Genomic DNA, 21,295 nt, shown 5'->3' on the forward strand with positions numbered 1-21,295 from the left:
TTGTTATACGCCGCTTGGCGGGCGGGTACTTGGAACCTATTCGGCCGTATTCGCCCGTCAGAGCGGGTCTACGCTTCGGTCGTCGCTGTCGTGTCCCAATCCCGTCGTGTCGTCCGAATGCTCGGGATAACTCGTCGGTATCCCCGGTCCGACCGGCTGTACTATCGGATTACCCCCCAACAGCAACTGGGTAACAAAGTGCCAACGCGGTAATATCGATGGTATGCGGCGGTCTCACCTGCGGACATCCTCCCATCCCGGTGGCTCTGAGCGTGTATCGCCTCCGACGACCTGCCGAATCCCACGGGAGCATGTCTCGCGCTGACGAACTCTCTCAGGACGAGGTCTTCGAGGTCCTGAAGAGTCCACGACGGCGATACGCCCTCTACTACCTCCGGCAGGAGGGCGGCGAGACCGAACTCTCGGATTTGACCGAACAGGTCGCGGCGTGGGAGAACGAGACCACGCCCGCGGGGCTTTCGACCGAACAGCGAAAGCGCGTGTACATCTCGCTGTACCAGACCCACCTCCCGAAACTCGACGAGGCCGACATCGTGGAGTACGACCGCGACGAGGGCGTCGTGCGCCTCGGCGACCGGGCCTCGGACTTAGACATCTATCTGGGCGACGTGTCCCGAGACGAGTTCCCGTGGGACCGGTACTATCTCGGGCTAGTGGCCGCCAGTTCGCTGTTGGTGGCCGCGGTGTGGCTCGACGTGTATCCCTTCGGCCTGATTCCGGGTCTCGTGCTGGCGACGCTCATTCTCGTGGTGTTCGGCGTCTCGGCCATCGTCCACTACCTGAAGTATCGACGCGGCGGCGAGGTCGGCACGCCGCCCGAACTACATCGCGCGAACGGACAAGAGAATTAGATGTTCGGAACCAGCGGAATCAGAGGACGAATCGGCGACGAAGTGACCTGCGACCTCGCTCTCTCGGTGGGACGCGCGCTCGCCAGCGACGGCTACGGGACGGTGGTGGTCGGCCGAGACGCCCGCGAGAGCGGTCGGATGCTGGCCGACGCCGCGTCCTCGGGCGTCCGGGAGTGCGGCGCTGACGTGATTCGCCTCGGCGAAGTGGCGACCCCGACCCTCGCCCGGAGCGTCGGATGGCTCGACGCCGACGCGGGCCTGATGGTGACGGCCAGCCACAACCCCGCCCCGGACAACGGCCTCAAACTCTGGAACCCCTCCGGACAGGCGTTCGGCGAGGACCAGCGCGAGGCCATCTCCGCCCGCGTTCGAGACGAGGAGTACGACTTCGCAGACTGGGACGAACTCGGCCAGCAGGACCGGCGCGACGACCCCGCCGAGCAACACGTAGACGCGACCGAGCGCCACGCCGACGCGCTGGTCGAGGCCGTCGGGGGCGGCGGCCTCGAAATCGTCGTGGACGCGGGCAACGGGATGGGTGGCGTGACCGCCGAGGCCCTCCGGCGACTCGGCCACGAGGTCCGGACGATGAACGACCGGCCCGACGGGACCTTTCCGGCCCGGCCGAGCGAACCCACCGCCGAGAACTGCCGGGCGCTGTCGCAGTTCGTCGAGGCCACCGACGCGGACCTCGGCATCGCCCACGACGGGGACGCCGACCGGATGCGGGCGGTCACGGGGTCGGGCGAGTTCGTCTCCGGCGACCTCCTGCTGGCGCTGTTCGCCCGTGAGGCCACCAGTCCCGGCGAGGAGGTCGCGGTCCCGGTGGACACCAGCCTCACGGTCGCCGACCTGCTGGAATCGCAGGGGGTCTCGGTCTCGCGCACGCGCGTTGGAGATGTCTACGTCGCCGAGCGCGCCACCGACGCCGGGGTAGCCTTCGGCGGCGAACCCAGCGGCGCGTGGATTTGGCCCGACGAGACGCTCTGTCCCGACGGCCCGCTGGCGGCGTGCCGGTTGGCGGAACTGGTCTCGCGCCGAGGACCGCTCTCCTCGCTGGTCGGCGACATCGAATCGTACCCGCTCCGGCGCGGCAGTGTCGAAGTCGAGGAGAAAGCCGCGGTCATGGCCGGGGTCCGGGAGGCGGTGCTGGCCGAGTACGACGACGTGGAGACGCTGGACGGCGTGCGGGTCGGAACCGACGACGGGTGGTTCCTGATACGGGCCAGCGGGACCCAACCGCTGGTCCGGGTGACGGCCGAGGCGCGGGCGGAGCGGCGAGCGGACGACCTGTTCGCGGAAGCTAGCGAAGTAGTCGAAGACGCGAGGTAGTCGGTCGAAGGAACGGATTCGTTGGTCGATGTGACGTAGTAGTTATCCGAAGAAACTAATCAGTGGTCCGAAGCAACGGAGTAGTTCTCCCAAGAAGTATATTCATAGCCCAAAGAATGAACTATATCGTCTAGAAGATGAATTAGGAACGCTAAGGAACGGATTAGTCGTCTGAAGGCGAGAAGAAGAGAGGTCGGGGAACGGAACCGCGCGTTAAATCCGGTCCACCACGTCGCAGACCGAACAGGCGTCGGCGACGATGAACGCCTCGTCCCGAAGCATGTCTTCCTCCTCGGGGAGGAACATCAGGTGGCCTCGGTCGTCCTTCCGGGCGCGGATGACCTCCCAGTCGTCGAGTTCGTAGCCCAAGTCCTCGGGTTCGGGGTCGCGGGGGACCGCCTGCCAGTCGGTCTCGGCGGTCTGGGCGTTCTCAGGAGCCATCCTGCACCTCCACGAAGGCCGAACCGTCGAGGCGGAAGTTCGTAATCTCCCCCGAGAACCGGAAGCCGTCTCGGCCGCCGACCACGCGGCCCTCGACGGTGGTGGCGTCCACGGTGTCGAAGCCGTTGATAGAGCCGAGGTCCGGGGCTTTCTCCACGTCGCCCGAGACGGTGAACGAGTAGCGAGCTAGCTGGTTGGGGTGGTCGGTACCGTCCACGACGAGGCGGTTGGGGAGTTGCGTGGACGAATCCGAGGAGTCCCCGGACGACGAGTCTCCGTCCGTGGTCGTGGTGTCGGACGAACTCGTGAGGTCGGCGACGGTGGTTTCGGTACCGCCGTAGCGGATGGTCCACTTGCTCTCGTCCAGATTCATCGATGTGACCGAGCCTTCGACCACGAAGGCGTCGCCGTAGCCACCGCCAGCGACCCCGGTGACTGTCATCGTGCCGTCGCCGTTGTCGGTCACGGTGTCGCCGCTCTCGGCGACGAATCCGGAGTCGGTGCCGGAGGTGCGCTTGCGGACGGTGCCCTCGACGGTGAACTCGTACTGGAGGTTCGAGGACCCGTCGGCAGAGCCGAGTTCGAGGAGAGTGCCCGACGACGAGTCGGAGGTAGACGAGTCGTCGGTCGAGGTGGAATCGGAGGCGGACGACCCGCCGGCGGCCTCCTCGGCGGTCATCGGGACGGCCTCGGGCGGGGAGGTGTCCGCAGAGCTTCCGATGCGCGAGTCGTTCTGAGCGATGGTGCCGCCGTCGCGGGTGGCCAGCGCCGACCCGTAACTTCCGGTCTTCACGTCGCAGTCGTGGAGGGCCACGGGACCGTCCCACGCCCAGACGCCCCGAGCGTTGACCGCGCCGGGCGACGAGCAGTTCATGTCACAGCCGTTGACCGAATCGTCCACGTGAATCGTGGTGTTCCGGACGTGGCTGGTGCCCGCCGAGGAGCCGAGTCGGACGTTCGAGATGTTGTTGGAGTAGAAGTACGAGTCCTCGACGTGGATGAGGCCCGACTGGCCGCGGTGGCCGGGCGCGGACCCGTAGAGACCGTTGTTCGAGGAGTGGGCCATGTTGACCTGCCGGAAGGTGAGTTCGCCGTTGTGACCGGGATTGTAGTGGACGTAGATGCCGCCCTTCGAACCGGGGACTGCGCCGTCGCCGAGGTAGACGTTTTCGACCAGTCCGGTCGCCCCGCTGGAGGGAACGCAGACCTTGAGGAAATTCTCCTCGCCGGGGTGAGTACCCTTGATGCCGACGTTCCGAATCGTGAAGTCGTCGGCGAACGCGGTGATGATGACGCTCGCGTTGTCGGCGGTGATGTCGATGAGTTTGTTTTCGAACGTCTCGCCGTCGGAGACCGTGATGCGCCGCGTCTCTCCAGCGGAGACAGAGATGGTGTCCGCGGACGCGGCGGCCGCCGTGCCAGCGGAAGCGGCCGCGCCGGCCCCCGCGACTGTCGCCGCGGTAGCGCCTGCCAGTTTGAGGTACGAACGACGGTCGAGGAGGGAGGATGCCGAATCAGAGTCGCGTGCCGTATCGTCGCGTGCCATGCAGTCTTCAATGCACGATTACCACTTCAAAAAGGTACCGACTTCCATTCAATGCCAGCTTGCCGATTTAAGTGTAGCGGCCGAGCGGTTCCAGTCGCGGTCGCCCGCCCGAACCGCGCCTATTCGCCGGATAGCGTCGGCGGGGTATAAGTCCTCGTGCGCGCTATCGGGCGAGTAATCCGGCGTTTATCGTCCGAATCGTCGGCGAAACGGCGCGCAACGGTCACCGGAGTTTCAAAATTTCGCTGTCAGGCGGTCTCCTCGGCGACCGATTTCGGTCGAGCGTGCGGGGCGACCGAGACCGAATCCCGACCGAAGGGTCGCGCGCGCGTCGTTCGCGCACGACCGGCACGCACTGACGCGCCCGGAGGACGGAGACTCCTCTACAATCGGCTCGGAATTATACACGCAGTCGAAGCAAACGTTTTCAATTCCGAGAAGGAGGGAACAGAGCGAGAGTCGGAGAAAGGGAAAACGGAGCGAGAGTCGAAGAAAAGGAAAACGGACCGAGAGTCGGAGAAGGGCGTCGCAGGGGAGTCGGGAGGACGACGCGAAGACGGGGAGTCGGCGGCGGTACGGGCGAGAGGGGGAGTCGCCTCGGGGGAGTCGCGTGGGGAAGGTCGTCAGCGGGGTCGGCGGAGAGGCGTCAGCGGGACCGGGGTGGTCGTCACGGCGGGGGAACGGCCGTCACGACCGGGAATCGTCGTTGCGACCGAGCGCCGACTACTGGCTGTCCTCGACGCGGACGCTGGCCGGGCCGTCGAGCGAGAATCCCGTCACGTCGCCCGAGAACCGGAAGCCGTCCGTGCCGTCGAAGACCGCGCCCGAGATTTTACCGTCTTTCACGGTGTCGCTGGCCTGCACCGACCCGAGGTCGGTACTCTTGCGGGCCGAACCGCTGACCTCGAAGACGTACTCGCTGACCTCGCCGGGGCTATTGGCCCCGTCGATGACCAACTTATTCGGAAGCGTCAGGTCCGAGACCGAGACCTGACTGCCGGCGTAGTGGAGCGTCCAGACGCTCTCGTCAAGATTCATCGCCGTGATGGCACCGTCCACGAAGAAGGCGTCGCCGTAGCCGTTGCCCGCGACGCCGGAGACGGTGACGGTCCCGTCGCCGTTGTCCGTCACTTTGTCGCCGTCCTCGGAGACGTACCCCGAGTCCGCGCCGGAGGTGCGCTTGCGGACGCTCCCCTCGACGGTGAACTCGTACTTGACGCTGGCGGCGTTGTCGTCGGGCACGAGTTCGAGGAGGGTCCCCTTCGACTCGCTCTCCTGCTGGGTGGAGTCGGGTTCGGTGGACGACGGCGAGGTCGTCGAGGACGAACTGATTTGACCGGAGGCGGCCTCCTCGGCCGACATCGGCACGCTATCGGGCGGACTCACGTCGGGACTGCCCGAGACGTTGACCTGCTCGACCGACCCCGTGATTGGGCCTTCGACCCGGCAGTTTTCGAGCGTGCCCGAACCGTTGTCGCTGGCGAAGACGGCGTGGGAGCCTGTGACCGAGATGTCGCAGTTGATGGCCTTCAGTCCGGACTGCTCTTTGAACCAGACCCCGCGGGCGTTGGTCTGCCCGGACTGATTCGAGGGCACAGCGTCCTGACTCTCGACGTGGACCACGCTGTCCTTGATGTAACTGCCGGGCGTGCCGAGCCGACAGTTCTCGATGTTGTTGTTCTTCAGGTAGGCGTTCTCGACCTGCGTGACGCCCATGGTCTGCTTGACGGTGTTGCCCGCGTGGGACATGTACATCCCGTCGGCCGACCAGCCCTGCACGTGGATGTTCCGAATCGTCACCGTGCCCGCGTTGGCCCAGTCGGAGACCGCGGCGTGGCCACACCGGTCAACAGCGCCGTCACCCAGATAGATGTTCTCGGCCAGCGCCTCGCCGTCGTCGGTGCAACGCAGGTAGAACGTGCCGTAGGTGCCGTCCATGTTGTTGTTCTGGCCCTTCACGCCGACGTTCCGGACCGTCCACCCGCTACCGTGGGTCATCAACTTCACGTGCGCGCCGTCGGCGGTGATGTCGATGAGTTTGTTCTCGAAGGTCTCGCCGGCGTTCACGTCGATGACCTTCTTGGTGTTCGCGGGGACTTTGATGGTGTCGTAGGAGGCCGCTTGTGCGGAACTCGCGGAAACGCCTGCCGCCCCGACCGACGCGGCCGCCGCGCCTGCGAGTTTGAGGTACGAGCGGCGGTCGAGCAGGGACTGTTCTGAACTGCGTTCGCGTGCCGAATCGTCGCGTGCCATGTACTTCTCAATGCGAGACTACCTATTCATAAAGCCATCGACTTCGATTCAATGCTGTATTACTGATTTAAGTGTAACGGCCGTTCCCGAAACGGTCGGGAGGGAAATCCCGCAACGGTCCGAAACAGTCGGTTTCCGGCTGGTAATCCGAGCTTAACGCCGTATTACCGGGGTAGGTCGTGTTTGGACCGTGACAAACGGCGCATAACAAAGACCGCAGACCGGGTGGAACACGATACATGGCTGACCGCCCGCAGACGAGCATGCAGACCCTGTTGGTCGGGTTGGACGCCGGGTGTCGGTCCGTCCTCGAACCGCTGTTCGAGGCCGATTCGGTCCCCCATCTGGAGTCGGTCTTCGAGGACGGGACGGCCGGGCCGCTTTCGTCCCAGACTCCCCCGTGGACGCCGAGCGCGTGGCCCTCGCTCTACACCGGCGTCAACCCCGGTAAGCACGGCGTGTTCGGGTTCCTGACCTTCGACGGCTACGACTGGGACGTGGTGAACTCGACCCACGTCCGCGAGCATACCCTCTGGGAACTGCTCGACCAGCGCGGCAAGTCGAGCGTCGTCGTCAACGCCCCGGTCACGCACCCGCCGAGAGAAATCGACGGCGCAATCGTGCCGGGCTACACCGCCCCGGAGGACCCCGAGTGTCACCCCGAGGGCCTCCTCTCGGACATCCGCGAGGAGGTCGGCGACTACCGAGTGTACGCGCCACGCGACGCCGAGGGCCGGGAGAAAGTCGAGTGGTACGAGCGACTGGTCGAGATGCGCGGCGAGGCCTTCCGGTACCTCGCGGACCGATTCGACCCCGAGTTCGGCTTCGTCCAGTTCCAGCAGACCGACACCGTGTTCCACGAGTTCCCCGGCGACCACGGCAAGGTCCGGGCAGTCTACGAGGAGGTAGACCGACAACTCGGGACCATCCTCGACCAGTGCAATCCCGATACCGTCCTCGTCGCCAGCGACCACGGCATGGGCGAGTACACCGGCCACGAGTTCCGGCCCAACGAGTTCCTGCGCCAGCAGGGACTGGTCGAGACCACGACCGAAGGGTCGGGGATGCCCACGTGGTCCACCATCGCCGACAACCAACTGCAGGACGGCAAGGAGGGGAAACGCGAGGACGAAGACGACCCGGACCTCCTCGAACAGGCGATGGCCGGCCTTGCCAGCGTCGGCGTGACTAGCCAGCGAATCCACGGTCTCCTCGGCGCGGTCGGACTGGCGGATTTCGTCGCCGAGCGCGTTCCGACAGAGGTCGCCCGCGCGGCCTCCGAGCAGGTCGATTTCCCGGCGTCGAAGGTCTACATGCGCGACCGAATCGAACTCGGGGTACGGGTCAATCTGCAAGGCCGAGAACCCGAGGGCGTCGTGCCCGAACGCCAGTACGACCGGCTCTGCGACGACCTCGTGCGGATGCTCTCGGCGGTGACGACGCCCGACGGGAAACCGGTCTTCGAGGAGGTCGCCCGGCGCGACGAGATTTTCTCGGGACCTTACGTCGAGGACGCCCCGGACGTAATCACGATTCCGCGCGAGTACGACGAGTTCATTTCGACGCGCGTCGGTGACGGCCAGTTCGGCCCGCCGAGCGAACCCTACAACCACAAGCGCGACGGCATCGTGGCGATGGCGGGCGAGGGCGTGGACGACTCTGCGGACCTCGCCGACGCCCACCTGTTCGACGTGGCCCCGACGATTCTGGCGACGATGGGCCTCCCGGCGGGCCGGCGGATGGACGGCGACGTGCTTCCGGGCATCGAGGCGGTCGGCACGGACCGATACCCCGCGTTCGAGGCGGGCGAGCAGGAGCGGACCGACGACGAGGCGGTCGAGGCCCGACTCGCCGACCTCGGCTATCTGGAGTGAAAGAATGAGTGTCAGCGTTATCGACAACGACGGTATCAGCATCGGACTCGCAGACGCCTTCGACCACCACGACTGGAACGACCTCGTGGAGCGGTCGCCCCAGACCAACGTCTTCCACTACCGGGAGTCGCTGGAAGTACAGGCCGACCACGCCGACGCGGAACTCCATCGCCTCGTCGGCTACAAGGGCCAAGAGCCGGTCGGGGTGTTCCCGGTCTTCGAGAAGCGCAAGGGCGGGATGAGCATGGCGTTCTCCCCCGCTCCTTCCCTGTGGGTTTCGTACCTCGGACCCGCGTGCCTGAACCACCAGAAACTCAAGCGCCGGAAGCGCGAGCGCCGGACCAAGCGGTTCGTGCAGGGGTGTCTCGACTGGATAGACCGCGAAATCGGGCCGAAGTACACCAACGTCAGGCCCGACCCTGCCTACCGGGACGTGCGCCCCTTCGAGTGGCGCGACTTCGAAATTGACGTGCGCCACACCTACTCGGTGGACCTGACGCCGGGCGAGGACGACGTGTTGATGTCGTTCTCCAGCGACGCCCGGAACAACATCCGGACCGAGGGCGACTACCGGGTCTACGAGGGCGGTCCCGACGAAATCGAGGCCATCGTCTCGCAGGTCAAAGACCGCCACGACGAACAGGGCGAGAGCTACGGCGTCACGCCCGCGTTCGTCACCGACCTCTACGAGCGACTCCCCGAGGGTGCGGTCCGGCCCTACGCCTGCGAAATCGACGGAGAGGTCGCGGGCGGGATGATAGCCCTCGAATTCGACGAGACGGTCTACCGGTGGCAGGGGGGCGCGAAACACGACCACGACCTGCCGGTCAACGACCTCGTGGACTGGGCAATCATGACCGACGCGATGGAGCGGGGCGTCGAAAACTACGACCTCGTGGGCGCGAACGAGGAGCGCCTCTGCGGCTACAAGGCCAAGTTCGCCCCGGAACTCCGGTCGCACTACACCATCCAGAAGGGCAACAAGGTGACGAACGCGCTGTCGAGCGTCTACAAGAAGTTGCGGTAGTCCGGAACGTCGAATTTCGACCGCCGAAGGCTTTATTTTCTTTTGTTACGTAAGATAATTATAGAAGTCGGCGACACACTCCGGCTCCGACTGGTTCCGTCGCTCTCGCGGTCGTCCGCCGTGACGGGGTGGGTACCGAGCGGGAAGCAATCTCGTCCCCGAACCCATGACCTCCGATTCCGATTCAGACTCCGACGACCGCGGACCGCTGGTGTGGGCCAAGTTCCGCCTGCGGGTCGAACGGGCCTCCGTCCCGACGCTCGGCGAGTTCGAGGGACTGCGACTAGTGGTCGAGACGACCTCCGGCGGCCGATTGGCGAAGTTGGTCCTACTGGTCGCCCTCGCGCTCCTCGCCGCGCACTTCGGTCCCGTCCCCGCGCCGTGGTAGCATAGCTACAGCCTGCCGACCGATACAGGACCGGCGTAATCCCGGCAGGGCCGCGCCAGCAACCGCGTTCGCCCGATTTTTGCGATTCAGGCGTCGTCTGTCGCAGTTCAGGTCGCGTGTTCCGAGAGTTAGCCGCCGCGTTCGCTCCGGGTGCGGTAACGAGCCATCTCTCTCGACGCCGAATCGTTAGCCGAACGATGTGTTCGGCCTAAGCGCCAGAGAACAATGGCCCGAGGGTCCGTAGGTCGGGGCGAGAGCGGTCGAGGACAATCGGCCGCGAGACACCGATGTCGAGCAAACACAACACAGTCGTCCTCGGATTCGACGCGCTGGCGTTCGACTACGTAGACGAGTTCTCGTCGTCCCTGCCCAACTTCCGGGCGCTCCGGGAATCGGGCGTCGAGGCCCCGCTTCACTCGACTTTCCCGCCGTGGACCGGGAGCGCGTGGCCCTCGATGTACACCGGCACCGACCCGAGCCATCACGGGACCTACGGCTTCTTCCACCACACCGACCGCTACCCCGACGAGGACGTGCTGGTCACGCGCGACCACGTGAGCCAGCCGGCGGTCTGGAACTACCTGACCGCGATTGACGAGCCAGTCGTCGTGCTGAACGTCCCGGTGACCCACCCCGCGGAACCGGTCGAGGGCGTCCTCGTGCCGGGGTATCTGGCCCACGAGGAGGACGCGGGCTATCCCGAAGGCGTCCGCGCGGAACTCTCGGACGCCATCGGCGACGAGTACCGCATCTACGCCGAGGCCGAGTCCGGAGACGACCACGAGGCCAAGCGCGAGGGGTACCTCGACTTGATTCGCACGCGAGGCGAGTCTGCGGAGTACCTCCTGACCGAGTACGACTGGCGAATCGCCGTCGTGCAGGTCCAGAAGACCGACACCGTGTTCCACGACTTCGACGACCGCGAAATCTTCCGACGGGCCTACGAGCGCGCCGACGAGGTTCTGGGCCGAGTCCGGGATGTCGCTGGTGACGCCAACGTGGTGGTCTGCTCGGACCACGGCATGGGTGAGGTCGATGGCTACACGGTCTACCTCAACGAGATTCTTCGCAACCGGGGCTTTCTGGAGACCACGACGGACTCGTCGCGCCCGAGTCTGATGACCGAGAAGACGGCGCTGACCGGCGATTCGGGTGGTGACGCCGCTTCCACTGGCGCGGACGCGGCCAGTGGCGGCCCCTCCGTCACGGGCCGGGTTGTCTCGGCCGCGACCGGCGCGCTCGGCCGGGTCGGCATCTCGCCGGGCGACGCCTACGCGATGGCGACGCGACTCGGCGTCGGCGACCTGCTGACCGAGATACTGCCCTACGAGGCCGTCTCGGCCGCCAGCGAGGGCGTCGATTGGGCCAACTCGAAGGTCTACACCCGGAGCGTCGAACTCGGGGTGCGAGTGAATTTGGCCGGTCGGGAACCCGCCGGAGTGGTCACGCCCGAGGAGTACGAAGGGGTCCGCGACGACCTCATCCGGACCCTCTCGGACCTCCGAACCCCGGACGGGGACCCAGTGTTCGAGTGGGTCCGGCGGCGCGAGGAGGTCTACGACGGCCCTTACGCCGACCACGCCTGCGACGTGGTATTCATGCCGACGGATATGAACCACGTCCTCAGCACCAACCTCATCGGACAGGAGTTCGTGCCCTTAGAGGACCACGACCACAAGCGCGAGGGCGTCTTCATCGCCGACGGCCCGGCGTTCGAGGCGGGCAAAGACGCGCGGGACGCCCTCGCCGACGGCCTCTCGCTGACCGACGTGGCCCCGATTGCGATGGCCGCCTCGGGGTTGGAGGTCCCCGCGCGGATGACCGGCGAGGTGCCCGAGGACCTGATTTCGGCCTCGGTCGAGCGCGCCGACTACGGCGAGGTCCTCTTTGGGAGCGATACGGGCGACTCAGCGGCCGACGACGGCTCTGTCGAGGACCGACTCAGCGACTTGGGGTACATCTAACCACGCTCTGGGTCCTTTCTCCGGCAGTCCGCTTTTTTGGGTTCGGTCTACGAATGTCGTGGAGAGGTAGGAGGCTGTCGCGGGGCGGACTGTGCGGTTGCGGGAGACGGCGTTGTTCACGCCTGAAGCTAGCTTCCGGTCGATTCTGCACACGGTTTCGTCGTCGCCTCAGTGCAGTTCTCTGCTCGGCCTCGTAGTTGCAATCGAAATTACGTATCCTCGCCGGACTCGGAAGCCAACCCATCTAACAGAAATTCCGCCGAGGAGCGCGTCGTCGCCATCGGCACGTCGTGAACGTCGCAGAGGCGCAGAAGCGCGGTGATGTCTGGCTCGTGGGGCTGGGAGGTCAGCGGGTCCCGGAGGAAGACGATGCCGTCGAGGACACCCTCGACTACTTCCGCGCCGATTTGGGTGTCGCCGCCGATGGGTCCCGACTCCTTGCGTTCGACCGCGAGGCCGGTCTCTGCGGCGATTCGCTCGCCGGTCGTGCCGGTGGCCACGAGGTCGAACTCGGCGAGGAGGTCCTCGCGTTCCTGCACCAGCGCCACCATCGTCGGCTTCTCGTCGTCGTGGGCGATGAGTGCGAGGCGAGTCATACTCTCGTAACGCCGTGAGCCGGGAAAAGGCTACTCGCTACGTTCTGGGAGGAAGACGAACTGTGGAGGCATGAGTCAGACCCGACGTGAGGACTTTTTGAATCACTCGGTCGGTCGCTTCGTCTTGCTATGATTTTGGGCAGGAACCGCCGAACAGGCGTGATGGTGTCCTCTTGAAGCCCCCGCCCGGTCGGTTGGTCAGCAGAGCATCTGCCACCGATTGGTCGGCCGAGCGTTCGCCGCTAGGAAATAAAATTGCGTGCTAAGGAATGAAGTGTAATTGTTTAGAGACTAATTAGTTGTCTTTCGCTCGGAGAAGCGGACTCGCCTAACAGGACCCGTTCGTCCGAACTCCCCTCGTCTCCACCGTCGTGTCCTCCGCGCGGACCGCCTCGCCGGTCACGTCGATGGTCGAGTTCCGGACGCCACACCCCTCGGCGTGGGCCACCAGCACGCCGTCGCGCGCTCCTCGGGGATGGCGGATGCAGAGGTCCTCGAATCGGCAGTCGTCCCTGCGGTTGGCCCGGACCGCGGCCCCGGACTCCGCGGTGCCCGAGATGCTGACGTTGCGCGCGGTGAATCGGGTGCGCTTCGGGAGACTGCCCATGCTCGGGATGGTCTGGCCCTCCATGCTGTCGATGGGGTTCCGGACGTGGAGGCCGAAGGCGTCGGCGTCGGTCCGAATCTCAGTGTTCGTCACGACGGCCTCGCCGAACTGCTTGCCGACGACGATAGCGCCGGAGCTGTAGGTCCCGGTCAGGTCCGTGATGGCCACGTCGCAGTCCTCGATGCGGACTTTGCCGCCCTCCTCGGCCCAGATGCCCCGCATGTTGGGCTTGTATTTGGGCTGTCGGGGGTTGTCCACGCGCACGGTGACTCCTCGGACCAGCGCGCCGCTGGTTCCGCCGCCGACCCGGACCTGCTCGATGCCGTTGTTGGCGTAGTAGCCGCCAAGAATCCGGAGCGGTCCGCGGTGGTAGGCTGAATACAGGCCCTCCATCCAGTGTTCGACCCGGCAGTTCCGGAAGGTCAGTTCGCCGACGCTCCGCGGGAAGACGTAGACCGCGTGGCCGTGGGTCGAACCGTCCGGGAGCGCGACGTTCTCGAACCGGAGCGAGGACCCCCTTCCCGCGGCCGCGACCTCGAAGGCGGTTGTCGGCGCGCGCCGGTGGCCCCGGACAGCCACGTTTCGGACCACGTTGGTCCCGCCGGAGACCGAGAGGTAGGTGACGGGCGCGACCCGATTTCTGCGGCAGTCGATGGTGAACCCCGAGAACAGGAAGTCTCCGAGGTCGCCCCACATCAGCCAGTAGTCGCGCTTGCCTTTCGGCGGGACGAGCGTGGCGTCCTCGCCCACGACGCCGAGGTTGGTGTAGCCGGTGGCCTCCCACTCGCCGAGGAGATACCGACCCGAGGGAAAGTAGAGCAGGGTGTCGTCGCCGACCTGTTCGTTCAGAATCGAGTCTATCGGCTCCGACCCCGAGGTATCGGCCCCCGCGTCGGCGACGTTCACGATGGTCTCGTACTGGCTTCGGTCAACCTCCTCGGTCGCAGTCCGCGTCGAGAGTGCAGGCCCTTCGACGGTCGGCACGGTGGTCTCTGCTGGCGGCGTCTCGGTCGTCCGCGTCGTCGAGGAGGGCCGGCGCGTGGTCTCCTCGCCGGGAAAGACCTCACTGCACCCGGCCAGCGCGCTCGCCGCGGCGACTGCTCCGCCAGCGCGGAGATACGCGCGTCTCGTCGTCGGATGCTCGCGGGTCACGTCTGACTCTCTCGCGTCTCGGAGCTATTGTTATGGGCGTCCTGTGACGAGACAGGGGACCGCTGAACTGGCGGACAGTCAGGGCGTCTCCTCGGCGTCGGGCCGACCCACCACGACCCGCGACCAGACCGACCCCAGCGGCGGCGCGCCGTCGTAGAGCCAGAGCAAGACCACCGAGGCCATCAATCCGATTTCGACCGCGAGATACATCGAGACCTCTCCCTGCGCGAGTTCCGCGACGTACTGGACGAACAGCGTCCGGACCATCGCCACGAAACCCACGCCGGTCTCGGAGGCGGACGCCGGAACTATCGGCCAGAACAGGAACCCGTAGTTTGCTTCCCCGCCGACCAGCAGGGGATAGAAGGCGTCACCCGGCAGGTGCGAGAGGTAGCCGAACGCGAACGCCGCGCCGACTCGCCGCCGACCGAGCGCCATCCCCGCCGTCACCGCGAGCGCCGACACCGGGAGCGCCACCAACAGCGAGTGGGCCAGTGAGTGCCCGGAGGGCAGGACACCGACCATCCACGCCAGCGGTTTGTCCACCAAGTCGGGAAACTGCGTGCCGAGCGCCAGCGCGACCACCGGCCACGTCCGGGGCGCTCGACGCCCCAGAACCCGGACGACGAGCGAGTAGCAGAGGTATCCGACCGCGAGATGTTCCCAAGGCCACATGGGCGGAGTTAGCGATGGACGGGCATAGGAATTGGGCTACTGCGAGACGGTAATCCAGACGTGAACGTGGCGATAGGCGTTGTCGGTCGTCGGGTCGCTCGGCGGATTACCCTTGTAGACCAGATAGACCAACCGCAGGTCCTCGCCGGTCATCGTCGGCGTGACCTCGTGGGTGGTCCGCCACGACTCGCCCGCCCGGACCGAGGGCGTGAACGTCGCCAGTTCTTGCTCCTGCAACACTTTCGACCCGCCATTGGTCTTCTGTTCGACGCGCTGGAGTTCGACCACGACCGAGTAGTCGGTCCGACTCCCCTCGTGGTTAGTCAGTTCCACGACGAGGGGCTTGCTCTCCCCGCTTGTGAAACTCCGGGGGTAGTCGTCCGCCACGAGCGTTCCGGTCTCGTTCTGCGAGAGGAGCGAGACGCCGGTGTAACTCGGGCCGGACGCCGGGGCGGCCACCGCGTACCCGACCGCCGCGACGGCGACGACCACCGCCACAGCGAGGCCGACGTTGAGAATCGCGTCGGTCGCCGACCCCCCGGAGAGCGCCCGGCGAGCGCCCTCGGACCACGCCCGAATCGGGAGCGAGAATCGCCTGTCGGCCGGACGCCGGAGTCGCCGAATCGCCCCGAGGACAGAGAACGCCGAGGCCACCCCGGCGACCGACAGCAGGACGGTTCCGGGTACGATGGTCCACGGCGAGAACCCGAGCGCGACCCCGAGGAGGGGAAGCAGGGCCACGCTGATACCGAATCCAAGCGCGGCGCGTTCGCCGCCGGTCAGGCCGTGTTGGCGGGCGTCGGCCACGCTCCAGTTCGCCGCGGCGTCGTCGGGCGTCGCACCGGGGAACAGGAAGGAGACGACCGCGTACCCCGGTGCGAAGAACAACAGCGGAAGCCCGATTGCGACCGCGAGTGGCGTTCCGTACACCCCCGGTTGGGAGAGAAGTGCGACCCCGGCGACGGCGTAGCAGACCACCGCCAGCAGGTCGAGGGGGAGCGCCGGTCGCGCCAGACGCTCGACCAGCGTGTCGTCTGCGGCCTCGTGGCTCATGGGTCGGCCGACCCCCTGCGGACGCTTCGATACCAACCGGAGACGGTTCGACGGCTCATTACACTCGGCCAACGCGCGATTGCCACTTTGTTATCTCCCGTCTGTCACCCCGTAAGGGGAGATTACTCGGATTCGAGCCTCGAAACTCGCCATCGAACCCCCGCCGTCGGGTCCTCGCTCGGGACGCTCTCGACCGAGTTCGACGCCACTCGAATCAGCGTCAGGGACCACCTACGAGCCAATCAGTGCGCGTATAACAAAGGCCCGAACGGCGACACATACTGAGTAACGTTCGCTCCGGCGTCCTCTCCCCGGAGGAACGGCTACAACGCCAGAATAACGCGGTATAACGCTTGGATACCATGCTCTCGAACGATACGACAGTGGTTTTCGACAGGAGGAACGGACGATGAAACGAGCGATTTTGGTCGGCGTACTGACGCTGTTGGTTGCAGGCGCACCGGTCGTCGGCACGGTCGGGGCGGTGAGCGCGCCCTCCGACGCCGGAAACACGTCCAGTCCGCCAGACCGGTGGGCCAAGACGGTCGGGGGTAACGACGACGACAAACTAGCGACCGGCGTGAGAGTCGATGACGGCTACCTCGTCGTCGGATGGTCGAAAAGTCTGACCGACGGCGACGCCCACGACGGCTACGTCGCCATGCTCGACCGGGCGGGCGAGACCAAGTGGGAGAAATCTTACGGCGGGTCCGGCGAGGACAAAATCTTCGACATCGAGACGGTCGAAGACGGCTACCTCGTCGTCGGCGTAACGACCGAGGGCGGGACCGAAGACGGGTGGCTGATGAAACTCGGTCCCGAGGGCCAGAAGCAGTGGGAACGGACCTACGGTTCGAGCGGTCCCGAGGAGTTCTGGTCGGTCGCTCGGTCGGGCGGCAACATCTACGTCGGCGGGTGGGAGAAGGAAGACGGCCACACCCAAGCGTGGGCGATGAAGTTGACCGACAAGGGCAAGGCGGTCTGGAGCGAGACCTACAGCACGCTCCGGTCGGGGTCCGACGAGTACGTCAACTCCATCTTCGTGACCGGCAACGGCGACCTGCTTTTGACCGGGACCACGCAAGGCTCCTCGACCGACCCCTCCGACGGGTGGGTCCTCCGCGTCGATGGACAGGGGGAAGTCGAGTGGGACCGGACCTACGGCGGCCACGAGTTCGACAAGGTTCACGACGCGGTGGCGGCCTCCGACGGCGGGTACGTCCTCGCGGGCCGGACCGCCAGCAAGGGTAACGGCGAACAGGACGGCTGGATGCTCAAAATCGGCGGCGACGGCGAGACGAAGTGGGAACGGACCTACGGCACTCGCAAGGACGACGCCTTCTACGGCATCCACAACGACCCCGACGGCGGCTACGTGGTCTCGGGGACCAAGCACGTCCTCGGCGAGGTCGGTGCCGACGGGTGGGTCCTGAAGACCGACTCGAAGGGCAAGCGCGGGTGGGCCGAGACCTTCGGCGGCGAGTACTGGGACAAGTTCTGGCCGGTCATCGAGGGCCACGGCGGCGGTTACCTCGCAATCGGCGAATCGACCAGTTACAGCGAGAGCAGAGACGGGTGGGTCGTCCGTATCGGCGGCCCGGCGGTCTCTGCCATCGAGGACGCCGACGCGAACGAGTCCGGAACCACGGTGACGCTCGACGACTCGCCGGTCCGGGCGATTACGCTCTCGGACTCGAACGTCTCGGGCGTGGTGTCGGTGGCCGAGGAGCCGAACGTCTCGGCGCTCTCGCCGCCGGGCGATGCGCTCTACGCGGTCACGATGGACGGGCCGAGCGCGCTGGCGAACGGTTCCGCGAACGTCGAGTTCACGGTCCAGACCGGCGTGGTCGAGACCAACCTCTCGGACGTGAAGGTCGCCCAGCAGACCGCCGAGGGGTGGACGATGCTGAAGACGACGGTGGTCTCCGAGGAGAACGGCACGGCGGTCCTCGCTGTCGAAACCGAGGGCACCGGCACGCTGGTCGTGACCGACGTGCCCGCGCCGAGTGCGAGCATCGACGCCGACGAGTCGGTGCTGGTCGGCGAGACCATTGAACTCTCCGCGAGCGGTTCGTCGGCCGCCGGAAACGCCACGCTGGCGGGCTACGAGTGGTCGGTCGGCACTGAGAGCTTCAGCGGTCAGACCGCGAGCGCCGGGTTCGACAGCGTGGGCAATCGTACGGTCGAGTTGACCGTGACCGACCAGAACGGGCTTCAGGACACCGCGACGGCGACCCTCGTGGTCAACGACCGGCCCGAGGTCAGCGTCTCGGCACCCGACTCGGCGACGGTCGGCAAGGCAACCAGCCTCTCGGCCGACGTGACCGACGAGGTGGGCGACGTGACGGTGACGTGGCGCTTCGCCAGCGGGAAAGTCACGGGCGAGTCGGTCGAACACAGCTTCGGGTCGCCCGGCACGCAGACGGTGACGGTGGTCGTGGAAGACGAGTACGGCGCGACCGTGACCAAGGACGTGCAGGTGCAGGTCCAAGCGCAGGGTAGTGACGCGGGGCAGGCGACCGAGACCACGACCGCTGATTCAGGCGGCGAGGTCCCCGGATTCGGTGTCGGTGCCGCATTGGTCGCGCTCCTCGGGGCAGTGGTGGTCGCGGCGCGCCTCCGCGGATAGCCCCGACGTTTCACCCCGCAGTAACGTTTCGTTTCGCTCGGTTTTATGCCGGTACGATGGGCGTAACCTCCCGTTACGGATGGGACGGAAGTGTATACTAAAGAGGCTACCGCGTCTAAAACTGAATACGTCAAGCCGAACGACGGTGATTTACCCTGAGTTGGACAATCCCCACAGCCGACCTCGACGAATCGTTCGAAGAGGGAGAAGTCATGTTCGCTGTCGATGACAGCGACGACGAGCGCACGACTGTCATCGCGGACGTATCGAACGACGAAGCGTATCTGGCGATGCCGTTCGAGGAGTCCCACACCCTCTCGCAGTGGCGATAACGCACCGGGCGGCCCTCCTTCTCCGCGGCTTTCGGCCCGACACCGAACTTTTGCCTTTTTCGATTGGTGGACAGTCGAGACAGCGTTTCGCTCCTCGACTTTTCAACTTCGGCGTGTGCTGGCGCGAGGGACGACTGAACGACCGGAAGGAGTGAAGGAGGTTCGAGGCCCGCGCTCGGTGCGCTTTTCCACCGGGGGCTTCAAGAAAATATCCCAACAGCGGTTCTGCTGTTCACAGATACTTCAAGTCCGACCTCCTCCGCTTACCCCCGAACCCAGAATCACAAATTGCTTTGAAACCCGAGCGCAAACCCCGGACCCATGAACGTCACACTCACCCTGCTGGCACTCCTGACGGGGTTCGTCACGGGCGCACTGTTCACCTTCCTCGGCATCCCGATGCCCGCGCCGCCGGAACTCCCCGGCGTGGTCGGCATCGTCGGCGTCTACCTCGGCTACAAGGCGGTCGAATACTACGACGTTGGCGTGGATATTCTCTCGGTCCTCGGACTGGCCGGGTGAACCGCCGGAGAATACTGGAGGCTCCTCGGCGGTTCCGTTCCGGCATAAAGAAATAATTTTGTTTCCTAAACACCACTTTTCAATTGTAAGGGCCGGTCACGCGGCGGCTCCTCGCCGAGTACCGAACGAGAACCGACTGGAAAACGGTAGTCGAAACGAAAAAACGGAGAACGCCGGAAAGCGGAGGCCGCTCAGTACGAGCGTTCTTTCGGCTCGTAGGTCTTCGCCTCGCCTTCGAGGATGACCGGCTTGTACCAGAGTTCCGGGCTTCCGTCGTTCCACGAGAGCATCGTGTGCTTGAGCCACTCGTCGTCCTTGCGCTCCTGATGCTCCTGTCGCCAGTGGGCACCACGGAACTCGTCGCGGGCCAACGCGCCGAGCGTGATGGCCTCGGCGAGGTCGATGAGGTTCTGGGTCTCGATGGTGTGGATGAGGTCGGTGTTGAACGTGCGCGAGGGGTCGTTGACGTACACGTCCTGATAGGCCTCGCGGACCTCGCGGATGTCTTCGAGCGCCTGCTTGAGGCCCTCCTCGTTCCGGAAGACGTTGACGTTCTCGGTCATCGACTTCTGGAGGTCCTCGCGGAGTTCGGCGTGCTGGATGCCCTCGTCTTTCTCCATTAGCTCCTCGATGCGGGTCCGCTCGCGCTCGACGGTGTGTCGGACCGTCTCGTCGGGTTCGACCACGGCGGCCCCGCCGTCGGCGGCCACGTCCTCGTCGGTCGTGGTGACGGCACCGGGTTCGACCGGCGTTTCGAGGTCGGTCTCCTCCTCGATTTCGCTGGTCTTGCCCGTCGTAATCTCGGCCTCGCCGAGGTCCTTGCCCGCGGCGTGGCGACCGGCGCGCGCGCCGAAGACGATGAGTTCCGGCAGGGCGTTGCCGCCTAAGCGATTCGACCCGTGGACCGAGACGCAGGCACACTCGCCGGCGGCGTAGAGACCGTCGATGAGCGTCTCGCCGTTCTCGTCGGTCTCGATGCCGCCCATCTCGTAGTGCTGGCCGGGCTTGACCGGCATCGGTTCTTCGAGGCCGTCCACGCCCTCGAAGTCCCGCGCGAGGTGGAGGATGTTTTCGAGTCGGTCGGTGATGCGTTCCTCGCCGAGGTGGCGCATGTCGAGGTAGACGTACTCGTCCTCGACGCCTCTGCCCGCGTTGACCTCCGTGAGTTCGGCGCGCGACACCACGTCGCGGGAGGCCAGTTCCCCGGCGTTGTTGGCGTAGCCGTACTCGAACATGAACCGCTCGCCCTCGGAGTTGTAGAGGATGCCACCCTCACCGCGCACGCCCTCGGAAATCAGGACCCCGGTGGAGGGGAGCGTGGTCGGGTGGAACTGGACGAACTCCATGTCTTCGAGGGGCACGCCGGCGCGGTAGGCCATCGCGGCACCGTCGCCGGTGTTGGCCACCGCGTTGGTTGTGTGGTCGTACACCTGCCCGGTGCCACCGGTGGCAAGGATGACGCCGTTACGCGCCTTGAAGCCCTCGACCTTGCCGGTCTTGATGTCGTAGGCGACGACGCCGTGACACTCGCGGTCCGCCGGGTCGTCGTGGTCGGTGACCGCGAGGTTCGAGACGTACCACTCGTCGTAGACCTGAATCCCGCGCTTGACGACCTGCTCGTACATCGTGTGGAGCATGTGGTGGCCGGTCTCGGCACCGGCGTAGGTCGTCCGGGCGAAGGATAGGCCGCCGAACGGTCGCTGGGAGACCCGGCCGTCGTCCTCGCGGGAGAACGGCATGCCCCAGTTTTCGAGTTGGATGGTCTCGCCGGGACTGTCCTGTGCGAGGGTCTCGATTGCGGGGGCGTCGCCGAGGTAGTCCGACCCCTTCATCGTGTCGTAGGCGTGGAGTTCCCAGTCGTCGCCCTCGCGGAGCGCCGCGTTGATACCGCCTTCGGCCGCGCCGGTGTGGGACCGGACGGGGTGGAGTTTCGTGACGATGGCCACGTCCGCGCCCTCCTCGTGGGCCGCGATGGCCGCACGGAGTCCGGCACCGCCGCCGCCGATTACCAGAACGTCGTGTTCGTGCATAG

General features: G+C 65.9%; 17 protein-coding genes. 9 read left to right on the forward strand and 8 right to left on the reverse strand.

All coding sequences use genetic code 11. The features are described 5' to 3' along the window. The first annotated feature begins 260 nt into the window (after positions 1-260). Together P2T57_RS05520 and glmM are read left to right on the forward strand one after the other, a co-directional pair. A complete protein-coding gene (locus tag P2T57_RS05520; RefSeq protein ID WP_276301485.1) occupies positions 261-872 on the forward strand; it encodes a DUF7344 domain-containing protein in 612 nt (203 codons plus the stop codon). Beyond that, positions 873-2,204 carry a phosphoglucosamine mutase gene (gene glmM, locus P2T57_RS05525; RefSeq protein ID WP_276301486.1) on the forward strand — a complete coding sequence of 444 codons (1,332 nt, stop codon included), beginning with the start codon at positions 873-875 and terminating at the stop codon, positions 2,202-2,204. It begins immediately after the preceding gene. 213 nt (positions 2,205-2,417) lie between these two features. Here glmM and P2T57_RS05530 read toward each other — a convergent pair whose 3' ends face one another. The 3 genes from P2T57_RS05530 to P2T57_RS05540 all read right to left on the reverse strand — a co-directional run bounded on the left by P2T57_RS05530 (position 2,418) and on the right by P2T57_RS05540 (position 6,444). After that, the gene (locus tag P2T57_RS05530) at positions 2,418-2,645 is read right to left on the reverse strand and encodes a hypothetical protein (protein WP_276301487.1); all 228 of its coding nucleotides are present in this window, start codon (positions 2,643-2,645) and stop codon (positions 2,418-2,420) included. After that, complete coding sequence (locus tag P2T57_RS05535) at positions 2,635-4,191, reverse strand: hypothetical protein (RefSeq protein ID WP_276301488.1); 1,557 nt, start codon at positions 4,189-4,191, stop codon at positions 2,635-2,637. Before P2T57_RS05535 ends, P2T57_RS05530 begins: the two co-directional genes overlap by 11 nt. Before the next feature lie 723 nt (positions 4,192-4,914). Then, positions 4,915-6,444, reverse strand: a complete 1,530-nt coding sequence (locus P2T57_RS05540; RefSeq protein ID WP_276301489.1) for a right-handed parallel beta-helix repeat-containing protein — start codon at positions 6,442-6,444, stop codon at positions 4,915-4,917. Positions 6,445-6,683: 239 nt separating this feature from the next. Between P2T57_RS05540 and P2T57_RS05545 the strand changes: the two genes are divergently transcribed. The 4 genes from P2T57_RS05545 (at position 6,684) to P2T57_RS05560 (ending at position 11,697) form a co-directional block, all read left to right on the forward strand. Beyond that, positions 6,684-8,318, forward strand: coding sequence for an alkaline phosphatase family protein (locus P2T57_RS05545; protein WP_276301490.1), 1,635 nt, complete (start codon positions 6,684-6,686; stop codon positions 8,316-8,318). A 4-nt stretch (positions 8,319-8,322) separates the two neighbouring features. After that, the gene (locus P2T57_RS05550; protein WP_276301491.1) at positions 8,323-9,345 is read left to right on the forward strand and encodes a lipid II:glycine glycyltransferase FemX; all 1,023 of its coding nucleotides are present in this window, start codon (positions 8,323-8,325) and stop codon (positions 9,343-9,345) included. Positions 9,346-9,511: 166 nt separating this feature from the next. Beyond that, the gene (locus tag P2T57_RS05555) at positions 9,512-9,733 is read left to right on the forward strand and encodes a hypothetical protein (RefSeq protein WP_276301492.1); all 222 of its coding nucleotides are present in this window, start codon (positions 9,512-9,514) and stop codon (positions 9,731-9,733) included. Positions 9,734-10,020: 287 nt separating this feature from the next. Next, positions 10,021-11,697 carry an alkaline phosphatase family protein gene (locus tag P2T57_RS05560; RefSeq protein ID WP_276301493.1) on the forward strand — a complete coding sequence of 559 codons (1,677 nt, stop codon included), beginning with the start codon at positions 10,021-10,023 and terminating at the stop codon, positions 11,695-11,697. Between the two features lie 209 nt (positions 11,698-11,906). Here P2T57_RS05560 and P2T57_RS05565 read toward each other — a convergent pair whose 3' ends face one another. The 4 genes from P2T57_RS05565 to P2T57_RS05580 all read right to left on the reverse strand — a co-directional run bounded on the left by P2T57_RS05565 (position 11,907) and on the right by P2T57_RS05580 (position 15,780). Continuing rightward, the gene (locus P2T57_RS05565; RefSeq protein ID WP_276301494.1) at positions 11,907-12,293 is read right to left on the reverse strand and encodes a methylglyoxal synthase; all 387 of its coding nucleotides are present in this window, start codon (positions 12,291-12,293) and stop codon (positions 11,907-11,909) included. Between the two features lie 328 nt (positions 12,294-12,621). Then, on the reverse strand, positions 12,622-14,052 hold the full coding sequence (locus P2T57_RS05570; protein ID WP_276301495.1) for a hypothetical protein: 1,431 nt from the start codon (positions 14,050-14,052) through the stop codon (positions 12,622-12,624). Positions 14,053-14,130: 78 nt separating this feature from the next. Continuing rightward, a complete protein-coding gene (locus P2T57_RS05575; protein ID WP_276301496.1) occupies positions 14,131-14,727 on the reverse strand; it encodes a metal-dependent hydrolase in 597 nt (198 codons plus the stop codon). Between the two features lie 36 nt (positions 14,728-14,763). After that, complete coding sequence (locus P2T57_RS05580) at positions 14,764-15,780, reverse strand: DUF1616 domain-containing protein (RefSeq protein ID WP_276301497.1); 1,017 nt, start codon at positions 15,778-15,780, stop codon at positions 14,764-14,766. Between the two features lie 409 nt (positions 15,781-16,189). On the opposite strand from P2T57_RS05580, the gene P2T57_RS05585 reads away from it, so the two are divergent. From P2T57_RS05585 to P2T57_RS05590, 3 genes are all read left to right on the forward strand, one after another. Continuing rightward, positions 16,190-18,409 carry a PKD domain-containing protein gene (locus P2T57_RS05585; protein WP_276301498.1) on the forward strand — a complete coding sequence of 740 codons (2,220 nt, stop codon included), beginning with the start codon at positions 16,190-16,192 and terminating at the stop codon, positions 18,407-18,409. Positions 18,410-18,576: 167 nt separating this feature from the next. After that, a complete protein-coding gene (locus P2T57_RS20340; protein ID WP_420028528.1) occupies positions 18,577-18,741 on the forward strand; it encodes a DUF7556 family protein in 165 nt (54 codons plus the stop codon). 321 nt (positions 18,742-19,062) lie between these two features. Beyond that, positions 19,063-19,263, forward strand: a complete 201-nt coding sequence (locus P2T57_RS05590; protein ID WP_276301499.1) for a XapX domain-containing protein — start codon at positions 19,063-19,065, stop codon at positions 19,261-19,263. A 191-nt stretch (positions 19,264-19,454) separates the two neighbouring features. Here P2T57_RS05590 and P2T57_RS05595 read toward each other — a convergent pair whose 3' ends face one another. Further along, positions 19,455-21,293, reverse strand: coding sequence for an FAD-binding protein (locus P2T57_RS05595; RefSeq protein ID WP_276301500.1), 1,839 nt, complete (start codon positions 21,291-21,293; stop codon positions 19,455-19,457). Between the last annotated feature and the right edge of the window lie 2 nt (positions 21,294-21,295).

Source organism: Halorussus lipolyticus, assembly GCF_029338375.1.
In the GTDB taxonomy this organism is placed as follows: Archaea; Halobacteriota; Halobacteria; order Halobacteriales; family Haladaptataceae; genus Halorussus; species Halorussus lipolyticus.

Excerpts from the sequence above, each read along its gene's own strand:
- glmM (WP_276301486.1), top strand. The coding sequence starts at position 873 with ATGTTCGGAACCAGCGGAATCAGAGGACGAATCGGCGACGAAGTGACC.
- P2T57_RS05530 (WP_276301487.1), bottom strand. The coding sequence starts at position 2,645 with ATGGCTCCTGAGAACGCCCAGACCGCCGAGACCGACTGGCAGGCGGTC.
- P2T57_RS05535 (WP_276301488.1), bottom strand. The coding sequence starts at position 4,191 with ATGGCACGCGACGATACGGCACGCGACTCTGATTCGGCATCCTCCCTC.
- P2T57_RS05540 (WP_276301489.1), bottom strand. The coding sequence starts at position 6,444 with ATGGCACGCGACGATTCGGCACGCGAACGCAGTTCAGAACAGTCCCTG.
- P2T57_RS05545 (WP_276301490.1), top strand. The coding sequence starts at position 6,684 with ATGGCTGACCGCCCGCAGACGAGCATGCAGACCCTGTTGGTCGGGTTG.
- P2T57_RS05550 (WP_276301491.1), top strand. The coding sequence starts at position 8,323 with ATGAGTGTCAGCGTTATCGACAACGACGGTATCAGCATCGGACTCGCA.
- P2T57_RS05555 (WP_276301492.1), top strand. The coding sequence starts at position 9,512 with ATGACCTCCGATTCCGATTCAGACTCCGACGACCGCGGACCGCTGGTG.
- P2T57_RS05560 (WP_276301493.1), top strand. The coding sequence starts at position 10,021 with ATGTCGAGCAAACACAACACAGTCGTCCTCGGATTCGACGCGCTGGCG.
- P2T57_RS05565 (WP_276301494.1), bottom strand. The coding sequence starts at position 12,293 with ATGACTCGCCTCGCACTCATCGCCCACGACGACGAGAAGCCGACGATG.
- P2T57_RS05575 (WP_276301496.1), bottom strand. The coding sequence starts at position 14,727 with ATGTGGCCTTGGGAACATCTCGCGGTCGGATACCTCTGCTACTCGCTC.
- P2T57_RS05580 (WP_276301497.1), bottom strand. The coding sequence starts at position 15,780 with ATGAGCCACGAGGCCGCAGACGACACGCTGGTCGAGCGTCTGGCGCGA.
- P2T57_RS05585 (WP_276301498.1), top strand. The coding sequence starts at position 16,190 with ATGAAACGAGCGATTTTGGTCGGCGTACTGACGCTGTTGGTTGCAGGC.
- P2T57_RS05590 (WP_276301499.1), top strand. The coding sequence starts at position 19,063 with ATGAACGTCACACTCACCCTGCTGGCACTCCTGACGGGGTTCGTCACG.
- P2T57_RS05595 (WP_276301500.1), bottom strand. The coding sequence starts at position 21,293 with ATGCACGAACACGACGTTCTGGTAATCGGCGGCGGCGGTGCCGGACTC.